We start from the raw sequence: 11,586 nt of genomic DNA, 5'->3' as shown, positions 1-11,586 counted from the left end.
CTTCTAACATTTCTACAACTCGATGATAAATAATACGTTTTTGAGGATCTTTAGCATTCGTTGAATAAAGTAACGGACGCCCTTTATATACACCTTTTTCTTTCGCAACTTGAATACCTTGCGCTTGTCTACGTTTATTTTCATTTCGTTCTTGTTCTGAAACCATTGCTAATATTTGAATGATTAGATCTTTCATAAACTTATCTAATAAAGGATTGCCAATGACTTCATTCATCATAGGTAAACTAGTAATCATCAATTGAACTTCTTTATCCTTTAAATAATTAACTGTGTTAATCACTTCATCATAATTACGACCTAAGCGATCAATCGATTCTACTACAAATCTATCGCCCATTCTCACAAAGTTAAGTGCTTCTTGAAATACGGGTCTATTTTCTACTGACTTTCCCGATTGTTTCTCTGTAAATATTTTCTCTACGCCAAATGTTTTCAAATTATCTAGCTGTCTCTCTAGATTCTGATCTATCGAAGATACTCTTGCATAACCTATAATCATTCATCTTCACTCTATAATTAATATACACCCTAATCATACGTTTGAGTTACTATAAATTCAACAACTTATTTTGTGTGATTAGGGTGTATCCTGTCTGGTTTTTTAGTTTTCTTAAAACTTAGTAATATTTTTATTTATCTTTAATTTCTTGGTTATTTAACTTATTGAGATAACGATAGATTGTTGTACGTGAAACTTTCCATTGCTCTGCAATAGTTTTAATTGGGGTTCCATTATCATAAAGTGTTTTGAGTAAAGTCAAATCTCGTTTATTTAATTTTTCGGGTCGACCTCAATAGCGTCCTCTAGCACGAGCTGCAATTCGCCCCGCTGAAGAACGTTCTAAAATTAAATTACGTTCAAACTCTGCAAATGCTGCGAATAAATGAAATAACAATTGTCCTGTAGAACTTGATTTATCCATTGTTATATTTTCTTCTAAACTATGAAAACTCACGCCTCGATTATTAAGTTCATTAACTAATGTGATTAAATCTGCCATGTTACGTCCTAGTCTATCTAGTCTCCAAACAACAATCGTATCTCCTGACCTCGCAAATTCAATGGCTCTATCTAAACCAGGACGTTTACTTTTTGCTCCACTTATGTGATCGCTAAATATTTTTTCACAACCATATTGATTTAATCGATCTTCCTGCAAATTCAAATTTTGCAAACCAGTTGAAACTCTTGCATAACCTATTTTCAAAATACAAACCTCCTATATACACCTTCAGTGTACCATAACTTAATGACAAGGTCTTTTGTGAACATAGATTATTTGTTGGGTTTTTGAACACATAATTCTATGTAATACATACTTATTTAGACATAAAAAACGAGTGTACAGAAAATGGTTGTATTCTGTACACTTTTTTAATACAAGTGTATTAAAATGTGTTAACATATAGGTATGCCAAAAATAATTAATCATAAAGAAAAGAAAAAACAAATCATTCAATACGCTTTCGACTCCATTGTAGAAAAAGGAGTTAAGGGATCTACTGTAAGACAAATTGCGAAATTAGCTGATATGACACCTGGACAGATTAGATATTATTTTCCGAATCATTCAGAGTTATTAAATGCTGTAATGTCTACAGTAGAATTAAAAGTAAGGAGGAGAATTGAAGCAATATTTAAATCTGAAAACCTTACTACAATAGATAAAGCAAAAGCGAGTTTATTAACAGTACTACCATTGGATAAAGAGAGACTAGCTGATATGGAAGTTTGGATGGCGTTTCGCAATGACATACATGAGTACGGTCAAAGTACACTTGATGATGGGTTAGACCAATTATGTAATAGTATTTTGACATTATTAAAAAACGATCATTTGTTGAAGAACAATGTGAATATTCATCTTAATTCGATGAAATTACATGCATTAATTGACGGTTTAGCTTTACATAAATTGCTTAATCCAAACGGTGTTTCAAACGATGATATTCAAATCATTGTAGATGAAGAAATAGTTAGATTAACGCAATAAAGGAGGACGGCCCGTGAACTTTATAGCATGGCTTATAATTTTTTGTGAAATAGCCTTTTGGTTTGTAATATTACTTGGTTTAGTAACAAGATATATCTTAAATCAACAAACATTGGGTTTATTCTTTCTTGCACTTACGCCTATTATAGATTTAATACTTATTATAACAACGGTTGTAGACCTTATGAATGGTGCAACAGCTGAAATGCCACATGCTATAGCAGCAGTTTATATTTCAATTTCTCTTGTCTTTGGCAAAAGCATGATAAATTGGGCAGATGATAGATTTAGATATTATGTGATGAAGCAAGGTTCCAAACCTTATAAACTTGACGGTTTAGATTACTCTAAAAACTATGCTAAAAGTTGGTTGAAACATTTACTGTCTTACATTATAGGTACTGGGATTTTACATTTAGTTGTTTATTTGATTAATGATAAAAGTCGTACAGAAGCTATGGATGGTGTTATCCATATTTGGACAATTGTTATTATTATAGACTTAATTATTTGTATTTCATATTTTGTGTGGCCTCCAAAAAGAAATTAAATTATGGATATAAATGGTTTAGATAAAATAAGTACAGAAGTTATAGAAACAGTTAGAGATAGTTTAGTTATAGGTATTCGATAATAGAAAAAGCAACGCATTTTAATATAGTGCGTTGCTTTTCTCATTGATTAGGTAAAGTCATTCTCATATATTGAATAAAGTGACAAGTTACTATAAATTCAATAACTTATTTTGTATGATTATGGTGTACTCAAAGTGTACATATCTATAATTAAAACTTACTAAAAATAAATATAGATTTTTTCTTTGTAACAGAACCGTTCATTTGAAGGTCATCTCTATCATAAATATTTAAATTAACTAAAAATTTTAATCATCTGTTTAATACTTATGAAATGTATTTACGGTAGGTATTAAAATTGATGAAATTTATATAAGTGCTTTCAATGAAAATGACCGTTTATTTATCCTCCTGATTTAAGGAGTTAGAAATTTCGAAAACGATTCTTTCCATTTGTTGCATTTGTTCCATGTCCAGATATTTAATACATTATAGAAAACCAAAGACCATCACTAATTAAACGCAGTTTTAAAATTTCATCAGGATTGCCTTCGTCTTTAAAATGGGCCTCTTTTAATATAAGTTCTACTCTTTCATACCTAACTCTTTCAATGCCATCGTTTCATACGCCGATTCTCCTGATTCCATAGCAAACTCAGCGATAAACATTGGGAATACTGCATTGAGTTCTATTATATGCTCTTTCATTCGTGGCCATATTTCACCTCCAGCTTTACCGTATGCTGTTATAAGTTGCTCTAATCCTTCGTCGTCGAATACACGATGGTGTCCTATAAAGTCCATTGATGGGTCGGAGTGGGTTGCTTCAGTCCAGTCTATGAGACCTGTGACGTTTGCTTGGTTATCTACCATTATATGTCCTGGATGTAAGTCCCCATGTATCATGGTCGCATGTCGAGGCCATAGTTCGTCGTTTTCTAACCATTGTTTCCATCTGTTCCATAATTCATCTGATACGCCATAAGTTTCTTTAACTTTATTCATTCTTCTTTGAAAGTCATTTTTTATTTCTTGTATGGTTTTGATATTTATATGCTGAACGTTAATGTTTTCTTCTGGTATGTTGTGTAAATCTACGAGTGTTTCAGCTAATGTGTTAATAAAGTTTTCTGGTAATGGTTTGTGTTCAATTTCCCATACATAATTTTGTATTTCTGGATCTATTGTGGCTGCGGGTTTACCTGTAAGTTTTGGGTAAGCAATAAGGTCTTTTGCATGTACTTTCCACTTCGGTATTTCAAATGAAACATTCTTCTGTAAGAAGTCTACCGTTTGTTTTTCGGGTTTTGTTCGTTTATAAACGTCAGGTCTTCTTGGTAGTCTCAAAACCCATTCTACTCCATGTTTATCTTTTCCAAATGCAACTTGAAAATCAAGTCCCGATTCATTCAATGAGATTGTTTGAGGTTGGATGTGTAATTGATATTTTTCTGCACATTTAATAATTTCATTATGTCGAGTCATTTTATTGGATCCTTATTTCTATTATATTTTTCTTGTGAACGTATTTTTTATATTGATATAAATGAACCTAATATTCAATATAAATTAGTGTATAGTTTTTAAGTTATATCATGAATAGATTGTCCTGTTAATTCCCATTTTTTATCTGATACATGTTTAACAAACCTTGTATCATGTGATGTAAACAAAATGATTCCAGGATATTTATTCATAAACATTTCTAATGCTTCTAATGTTTTAATATCTAAAAAATTAGTTGGTTCATCCAAAATTAACATATTCGCTTTCGTTGAAAATAATACTGCTAACGATAATTTCGTTCTTTCCCCACCACTCAAAACATTACAAGAACGATCAAGTGCTTCATTTAAACCCAAGTTATTTAAAATAGCTCTACTGAATGATTCTGATGAATCCGTTTCATCCATTAAATATTGCAATAATGAAACGTCACGCATGTCTTCATAAGCAAGTTGACGATAGTATGCCATTTGCACTTTAGGAGAACAATCAATTCCCTCTATTTGGTGGTAAATAGCTTCAAGTAAAGTTGTCTTACCTACACCATTTGCACCTACGAGCGCTATATTTTTGCCATATGGTATTTGGAATCGTACTTGTGTTAGCAGTTTTTGACTTCCTTTAACCAATGTTAGATTTTGTGCAATGATTGGATAATTATTATGGATATCATAAATTTTATTTTGTGGGAAATTGAATTCATGATAACTTTGTGGTTTTTCAACTTCTTCCAAATGTTCCATTCTTTTTTCAATATGCTTAGCTTGTTTTTGAGCAGCCTTCTCAACCGTGCCTTTTTGTTTTGATGCACTTAAACGATCTGGTGCTATACTTTTGTTTTTTTGTTTTGATGATGCTTGTGCCATTTGTTGCGCTTGATTTCGTTTAGCTTTACTGGCTTGGGACAATCTTTGTTTTTCACTTATATACTGTTCATATTGACGTTGTTGTTCTAACTGTTCTTGTTCATATTGATTTTGATACTGTGTGTAATTACCTTTAAACACTCTTATTGTGCCATCTTCTTGTATATCCCAAATTGTGTCAGCAATTTGGTCTATAAGTGCTCTATCATGACTTACTATAATTAAAGTACCATAGTAATATTTTAAAATATTTTTCAGATAATCTTTACCAATTTTATCCAAGTGATTTGTAGGTTCATCTAAAAGTAATATCGGACTATAATTTGATATGACATTAGCTAATTTATATTTTGCTTTTTCACCACCACTCATACTGTCGGTTGTATGCATAGGTATATGGAGTTCACTCATTAAACTACCGTCTAACGTGTTAAAATCATTTTCCACATCCATGTTAAGCTGTTCAAAATATTGAATTTCGCCAACCGTTTCAACTGTTCCAGATTCTGGTTTTGTTTTTTGAGCAATCATATTTAGTAATGTGGTTTTGCCAGTACCATTACCCCCAATAAGTGCTATTTTTTCAAATTGGTAAGCGTAAAGATGACCGATGTTAAGTGATCGTAAATCTGTCAATTTATGATTGATTTGGTTAAATTTAATTGTATATTGTTCCATATTTATACACTCCTTGTATATTTAAAGGACGTGTACGCAAAAAAATGAGACAGGCTACTCCCGTCTCATTCACATTACACTTTCAAACACTTAAAAATTTATTATGATGTTTTAGTATTTGAAAGCGTTTATTATTCCTATCGAAGGATAAAAAATGACATAAGTCATCCTATGAGTGTGTATTGCGGACAAGCCTTTTTGAATTAATTTAGTTTTGTATTCAAAAAGGTTTATTTGAGTCTCATAGAAGCTGTCATTTTAATCCTCCTTCATCGATAAAATAGTAATGTTAATATAACATTTTGTTGGTTTTTTTACAATATATCTCTAAGTAGAAAGATTATATAACAAAAGTATAAAAATACAATTTTAGATTGATTATACATCTCCTTAATTTAGAGTGTACTCATAAAATACAGCACTTCGTTTAATTTATATTTATGTATCTCAACATGTATTTAAATAATTTATTTTTTTATGATACATTAAGTTGAGATTTAAAATATATCTAAATAATTAAAAAGGAGATGATTGTATGGATGTTTTAACAGTAGAACATTTAACAAAAAAGATAGGTAATAAGACTATTCTCAAAGATATTTCTTTAAATTTAAAACGAGGACAGATTGTCGGTCTTGTTGGAGCAAATGGGGCAGGAAAAACATCTTTGATGAAAGTTATATTAGGCTACTCGATTTACCAAGAAGGTAACTTTGAAGTTATTGAAAATAAGCATAAAAAAAGTAACGTTGGTGCATTGATTGAAAATCCAGGAATATATCCCTTTATGTCAGGCTATGACAATCTTAAACTACTAAATGAAACTAAAAATACTCAAGATATTGATACAATTGTCTCTCAACTTAAAATGGATGAGTATATACATAATAAAGCAAAAACATATTCCTTGGGTATGAAACAAAAATTAGGTATTGCAATAGCCTTCTTAAATCAACCCCAATTAATTATTTTAGATGAACCTATGAATGGGTTAGATCCTAGGGCTGTAAGAGATGTTAGAGAACTCATTGTAAAAAAAGCGGAAGAGGGCATTACCTTTTTAATTTCTAGCCATATATTAAGTGAGTTAGTAAAAATCACCAATTCTATCCTTATCATCAACAAAGGTAAAATTGTTACTGAAACTACCGAAGAAGAATTAAACCAATATAAAGATAACGATTTAGAAAATGTATTATTAAGTATCATTGATAAGGAGGATCAATCGTAAAATGGGCACTTTAATTAAGCAAGAATGTTTTAAATTGTTTAAAAAGAAATCGACGTTTATTATACCAATTATCATTATGTTATTAATGGTTGTTCAAGCTATAATATCTAAAAACTATGATGATATTTTTTCTCCACAATCATCTATTGAATCAGCATTTAGTGGTTTTTCATGGTTTATCTTTTTATTAATTATTCAAGCCAGCACCATTATTTCAATGGAGTTTTATCATGGTACAATTAAAAATCTTCTCTATCGAAAATATACGAGAACAAGCATTATTATTAGTAAAATTATTACATTAATACTTTTTTCACTACTGTATTTTATTATTAGTATTGTTGTAGGAATTATTCTATGGGCTATTTTCTTCAACGATATCAATCTCCTTGAAAGTAAGGGTGATGCGTTATCGTTATTAAGTAAAATGTTATTAACTGGACTAGGTACATATGTTGGAACATGGTTAGTCTTAAGTATCACCTTATTAATTTCATGTGCAATGAAAAGTCCCGGTGTCTCTATTGCTGTCGGTATTGTATTGTATTTTGCCACTTCAATTTTGTCAGGTATATTAACAATTGTTGTAGATAAATGGGAATGGTTAAAATGGAACCCTATTAGTATGATGAATATTATGGTTCAAATTGTTGATAAAAACATGAAAAAATTCACAAAATTAGAACTGCATGAATTATTTATTGGTAATATTGTTTATATTATTATTTTCTTAATCCTCGTAGTATTTGTCTTTAAAAAGAAAAATGTCTAATCTAACTCAACACACTTTATAATTTTGCATTTCTCTACACTATGATGTTATAATACACGTAACAAAGAATCCAACATGGATACACCAATCCCCTCACTACCGCAAATAGTGAGGGGATTTTTGTAGGTGTGGCTATTGTCGCCTATTTTTTCTTGCGATTACGCAGCCAATGCGTAAATAACGCAATAATACAACCACTGATGACTGTGGTCGTGATGTGAACAAAGATTTCCAACATGAATAACACCTCCTCCCTACGTCAAATTGACGCCTGAGAGATAGGCGACCTGTATATTATATCATCTCTGAATATTCGATAATAGGTAACTTCCGATAAGTCATTTTACGTCTATATAAATATCAAAAATCAATAATAATAAACTTAATTTTAATAAAATATAGATAACTTCAAATTTTACTACATCCTAAAGGAGATAATTTAATGTCTAAAATTGGTTATATTCGTCATCTATCTAAAAGTGAATCAATCGATTTACAGTTACTTAAACTTAGAAGTTATGGTAGTAATTGTATATTCATTGAAAGCAAGACAAGAAGAAACTCGTTTCACTCGTTCAAAACCAGCCTATTTTTTCAATACAGTTTTAACGAGAATATAAATTACTAAAATAATAATAAGAATACAAAAAGCAATATTGAATATCTCTAGATCAAAAAAATCCACAAAAGCAAAACTGTTATATTGAGATTCGCTAATAACATTATCAATCCCTCTGGCATCGACTTCAATTTTATTCAACAACCATAAGACTATTGATATTCCGATCAATACAACAACAGACTCTAACAAAGATTTAATAAAACTTTTTACCACTTTTGCAACTCCTTTCTACATCCCAAAATCATGTTACTAATTAAATTGCTTTATTTTGAGCATGTTTCACATAATACTTTTTGATTTTTAGCCCAACTTTTTAGATTGGTTATTCCGTTCAGTTTTTCTGTGTTTGTATGTATTGTTATATTTTCATTTTTGCTTATTTCTTTTTTGCAGTTATCGCATTTTAATTTTTCGATAAACATGAAATAACCTCACTTTTTTGTGGTTTTTGAAACGAGAGAAAACGAGTTTCAAATACCCCTCTAAACACTAGACTTATTTTCATTAATTTTAACTGCCTTAACAACTAAATAAACAGCATTTATTCCCATCACAATGACATACGGAATTAATATATAAATTTTCCAAACGAGATATAAAAATCAGTCCAAGTAAAAAGAAAATATTTAAGATAGTCGCTATAAAATAGCCTTTATCTAGAACAGTCTTTTTATTCAAAGCAAACACTCCTTTTTTTAAAATTTTAACATAGTTGCTTCATTCCAATTGCTTTATTGACGTTGAGCCTCGGAACCCTTAACAATCCCAAAACTTGTCGAATGGTCGGCTTAATAGCTCACGCTATGCCGACATTCGTCTCCAAGTTTAGTTAAGGGTTCTTCTCAACGCACAATAAATTTTCTCGGCACAAATGCGTAGTCTACTTTTTATCTTTATCTTGTAAATCATATTTTTCTTTCATCTCATCAAGGTCATCATCTTTATAAAAAAGTATAAAATAAGCAATAATACCAAACGGAATACCTAAAAATGGTGTAGTAAAAGAACTAAATATTACACACATAAAAATTAACCAAAACAAATCTTCTAAAGACCATTTTTTATTTAATAAATCATTCACAATCTGTTTGATAGTCATAAAAATAAAACACTCCTTTTTAGCAAACTTTATCACAATAGTTATCGCTTTACAGGTCTGTTTTTCGTCGTTATAATCTAGTTAAATCCCGTAAGGGCGCACTTATACGTTTGTTCCAAACGCTAGTGCAAATTCGTAATCGACCTGCGTCGATTTTTTATTTTAAATCTTAGTTTTAAAGAATCGGCGTTGTGGCGCAGATATAAAAATTAATACTGCACGAACTAGAATCGACGTTGTAGCGTAGATATAAAAATTAATACTACATCAAAATTTAACTAAGATTTGAGCTACTAGTTTTTGCTAGTCGATTTTTTATTTTGTTATTTTTAAATACCTTTATTTTGAATTTTAAGGGGGGATTTTGAAGATTTAGGGGGAGTTTTATACCAAAAACTTATATTGGTTCTTAAAACGCAAATATGAGCCAAATAAATATATGCTAATTTCACAAACAAAAATTTGAGCAAAACCAGTGACTAATTTTTTAGACACTGCCCATTTATATGCAAATTAAAATTTTGCATAAAATCCTTCAAAAAGTAATACCAATTTTTAGTTTCTGCAGGGGCTGATTTCTGTAAAAATACCAAAATCTTGATTTTGTCCAAAATAAAAATTAAGAGCATAAGGGAAATTTGCTACCTTTTAAAAAGGTAGGTCTGGCGAAGCCAGACATTTCAATACTTACAGCATTTTTACTCAGGTATCCAAAATCGCTTAAGTACCCAAAATGTACCCACAAGATATTAGGTCTGTACCCAGAATGTACCCAAACGTTTTTTAGCACTTTTCAATAAAAAAACGCTAGCTTTTTGGCTAACGTTTTAGAAAAAATATCAAAATTTATACTCAAATTTCTTCGTCGATTTCATCAATCATTTGATGATTAATTTTTCTTTTTTCTTCTTCGGTCAAATCAAAAATTTCACTCGCTAAGTATTCTTTTTGGTTCCAGTGATAAAAAATTTGATAAATATATTCTGTCGGATCTACTTCTTTAAGATAATCTAAATCACCATTTTTTAATTTCTTTCTTGCCTCTTTAAACAAACCAGAATAAACAAGAATTTGTTTACCTTTGAGTGATTTATAAAATGCATCGAATACTTTTTGATTAATTAAATAGTCGCTATCTTTACCAGAATACTTCGCCATTCCGTATAATTCTTTGTTGTTATTTTGTTTTATTTTTTGAACATGAACTTGTGTAATTTCATCGTTACCCGTTACATCTCGCCATAAATTCAGCCATTCTTTTTGACTGATGTATGACTTAGTATCTTTAAAATACGATTTATTAACGGCAATTAAAACGTGAAAATGGGGATTATAATCATCCCGCTCTTTGTTATAGGTTCCGTTGCAAAGTTAAAAATCATGTAATATTTATACTGAAAAACGAAAAATAATTAATACTAACAAAACATTTTACTGTTAAAACAATATTTGTTTTTATAGTTTTGTATAGATGTGTATATAATTTTAACTTTGCAACGGAACCGAAAAAATTCATCCACAGTGGTACCAAATAGTCTTGCCAAATTAAATGCTAATGTCAATGTAGGATCATATATTGTTTTCTATTACATTAATAGTTTCTAATAATATTGATATGTGAGAATGATGTTACCTAAAAAAGAAAATACAATTTTAAAATATGTTGTTTATCTAGTATCGAATATATCGCACACCTCAATTTCTACCGTTGTTTAATATGTTTCTTCTAATTAGTTGAGTCATCGTGTGAAATCATTTTGCATTTCTCCACTCACCAGTGTTATAATTTAGTTAACAAGGAAACTAGCATAGATGCACCAATCCCCTCACTATTGCCGTAGTGAGGGGATTTTTAGGTGTGGCTATGGTCGCCTATTTATTATTGCGATTACGTAGCCAATGCGTGAATATCGCAATAATACAACCACTGATGACTGTGGTCGTGATGTGAACAAGGATTTCTAGCATAGATTAGCACCTCCTCTCTACGCCTAAATTGACGCCTGAGAGATAGGCGACTAGTATATTATATCATCTCCAAATACACGCTGATGGTTTACTTTTAATAAGTCATTTTATAGTAATATTTTCCAAGATTTAACCTATATACTGTTCTTTTTATTACTAAATTTATCAAAATAGATGATGATACTTATATATCCTAAATGCTTTAAAACTGAGAAGTATCACCTACATGCACTATCTAATTTATGCTATAATGT

At 30.2% G+C, this 11,586-nt stretch carries 11 protein-coding genes and 5 pseudogenes; 5 read left to right on the top strand and 11 right to left on the bottom strand.

What is annotated here, in order from left to right:
* Both HMPREF2715_RS09815 and HMPREF2715_RS09810 read right to left on the bottom strand, forming a co-directional pair.
* A partial coding sequence (locus tag HMPREF2715_RS09815; RefSeq protein WP_070839941.1) for a recombinase family protein occupies nucleotides 1-520 on the bottom strand: 520 nt, incomplete at its 3' end.
* Nucleotides 521-650: 130 nt separating this feature from the next.
* Nucleotides 651-1,229: pseudogene (locus tag HMPREF2715_RS09810) on the bottom strand (recombinase family protein).
* Between the two features lie 204 nt (nucleotides 1,230-1,433).
* Here HMPREF2715_RS09810 and HMPREF2715_RS09805 point away from each other — a divergent pair.
* From HMPREF2715_RS09805 to HMPREF2715_RS11915, 3 genes and pseudogenes are all read left to right on the top strand, one after another.
* Complete coding sequence (locus HMPREF2715_RS09805) at nucleotides 1,434-2,015, top strand: TetR/AcrR family transcriptional regulator (protein WP_011276564.1); 582 nt, start codon at nucleotides 1,434-1,436, stop codon at nucleotides 2,013-2,015.
* Between the two features lie 13 nt (nucleotides 2,016-2,028).
* Nucleotides 2,029-2,565, top strand: coding sequence for a hypothetical protein (locus HMPREF2715_RS09800; protein ID WP_011276563.1), 537 nt, complete (start codon nucleotides 2,029-2,031; stop codon nucleotides 2,563-2,565).
* Nucleotides 2,566-2,649: pseudogene (locus tag HMPREF2715_RS11915) on the top strand (ATP-binding protein); the annotation flags it as partial.
* Between the two features lie 526 nt (nucleotides 2,650-3,175).
* On the opposite strand, the gene HMPREF2715_RS09795 reads toward HMPREF2715_RS11915, so the two are convergent.
* Together HMPREF2715_RS09795 and msr(A) are read right to left on the bottom strand one after the other, a co-directional pair.
* Entirely contained in the window at nucleotides 3,176-4,075 is a 900-nt protein-coding gene (locus tag HMPREF2715_RS09795; protein WP_000196697.1) for an Mph(C) family macrolide 2'-phosphotransferase, read from the bottom strand.
* A gap of 98 nt (nucleotides 4,076-4,173) precedes the next feature.
* Nucleotides 4,174-5,640, bottom strand: coding sequence for an ABC-F type ribosomal protection protein Msr(A) (gene msr(A) / locus HMPREF2715_RS09790; protein WP_000438873.1), 1,467 nt, complete (start codon nucleotides 5,638-5,640; stop codon nucleotides 4,174-4,176).
* 535 nt (nucleotides 5,641-6,175) lie between these two features.
* Between msr(A) and HMPREF2715_RS09785 the strand changes: the two genes are divergently transcribed.
* Together HMPREF2715_RS09785 and HMPREF2715_RS09780 are read left to right on the top strand one after the other, a co-directional pair.
* Nucleotides 6,176-6,871, top strand: coding sequence for an ABC transporter ATP-binding protein (locus HMPREF2715_RS09785; RefSeq protein WP_011276562.1), 696 nt, complete (start codon nucleotides 6,176-6,178; stop codon nucleotides 6,869-6,871).
* Nucleotide 6,872: 1 nt separating this feature from the next.
* Entirely contained in the window at nucleotides 6,873-7,643 is a 771-nt protein-coding gene (locus tag HMPREF2715_RS09780) for an ABC transporter permease (RefSeq protein WP_011276561.1), read from the top strand.
* A 142-nt stretch (nucleotides 7,644-7,785) separates the two neighbouring features.
* Here HMPREF2715_RS09780 and HMPREF2715_RS11910 read toward each other — a convergent pair whose 3' ends face one another.
* From HMPREF2715_RS11910 to HMPREF2715_RS11900, 7 genes and pseudogenes are all read right to left on the bottom strand, one after another.
* Nucleotides 7,786-7,881, bottom strand: a complete 96-nt coding sequence (locus HMPREF2715_RS11910; RefSeq protein ID WP_011276560.1) for a type I toxin-antitoxin system Fst family toxin — start codon at nucleotides 7,879-7,881, stop codon at nucleotides 7,786-7,788.
* A gap of 348 nt (nucleotides 7,882-8,229) precedes the next feature.
* Nucleotides 8,230-8,478, bottom strand: coding sequence for a hypothetical protein (locus HMPREF2715_RS12100; RefSeq protein WP_070839938.1), 249 nt, complete (start codon nucleotides 8,476-8,478; stop codon nucleotides 8,230-8,232).
* Nucleotides 8,479-8,747: 269 nt separating this feature from the next.
* Nucleotides 8,748-8,943 (bottom strand): annotated as a pseudogene (locus HMPREF2715_RS12325) (hypothetical protein).
* A gap of 202 nt (nucleotides 8,944-9,145) precedes the next feature.
* A complete protein-coding gene (locus tag HMPREF2715_RS09770) occupies nucleotides 9,146-9,364 on the bottom strand; it encodes a VraH family peptide resistance protein (RefSeq protein ID WP_011276556.1) in 219 nt (72 codons plus the stop codon).
* An 852-nt stretch (nucleotides 9,365-10,216) separates the two neighbouring features.
* Nucleotides 10,217-10,723: pseudogene (locus HMPREF2715_RS11735) on the bottom strand (protein rep); the annotation flags it as partial.
* Between the two features lie 146 nt (nucleotides 10,724-10,869).
* Nucleotides 10,870-10,966 (bottom strand): annotated as a pseudogene (locus HMPREF2715_RS12320) (helix-turn-helix transcriptional regulator); the annotation flags it as partial.
* Nucleotides 10,967-11,236: 270 nt separating this feature from the next.
* Nucleotides 11,237-11,332: a type I toxin-antitoxin system Fst family toxin gene (locus HMPREF2715_RS11900; protein ID WP_011276553.1), complete on the bottom strand. Its 96-nt coding sequence runs from the start codon at nucleotides 11,330-11,332 to the stop codon at nucleotides 11,237-11,239.
* Between the last annotated feature and the right edge of the window lie 254 nt (nucleotides 11,333-11,586).

The sequence above is a fragment of the Staphylococcus sp. HMSC062A01 genome, assembly GCF_001836805.1.
Taxonomy (GTDB): domain Bacteria; phylum Bacillota; class Bacilli; order Staphylococcales; family Staphylococcaceae; genus Staphylococcus; species Staphylococcus haemolyticus.
The sequence above is the reverse complement of the archived record's forward strand: the minus strand, read 5'-3'. Positions and strand labels throughout refer to the sequence as shown.

Excerpts from the sequence above, each read along its gene's own strand:
- HMPREF2715_RS09805 (WP_011276564.1), top strand. The coding sequence starts at position 1,434 with ATGCCAAAAATAATTAATCATAAAGAAAAGAAAAAACAAATCATTCAA.
- HMPREF2715_RS09795 (WP_000196697.1), bottom strand. The coding sequence starts at position 4,075 with ATGACTCGACATAATGAAATTATTAAATGTGCAGAAAAATATCAATTA.
- HMPREF2715_RS09785 (WP_011276562.1), top strand. The coding sequence starts at position 6,176 with ATGGATGTTTTAACAGTAGAACATTTAACAAAAAAGATAGGTAATAAG.
- HMPREF2715_RS09780 (WP_011276561.1), top strand. The coding sequence starts at position 6,873 with ATGGGCACTTTAATTAAGCAAGAATGTTTTAAATTGTTTAAAAAGAAA.
- HMPREF2715_RS11910 (WP_011276560.1), bottom strand. The coding sequence starts at position 7,881 with ATGTTGGAAATCTTTGTTCACATCACGACCACAGTCATCAGTGGTTGT.
- HMPREF2715_RS09770 (WP_011276556.1), bottom strand. The coding sequence starts at position 9,364 with ATGACTATCAAACAGATTGTGAATGATTTATTAAATAAAAAATGGTCT.
- HMPREF2715_RS11900 (WP_011276553.1), bottom strand. The coding sequence starts at position 11,332 with ATGCTAGAAATCCTTGTTCACATCACGACCACAGTCATCAGTGGTTGT.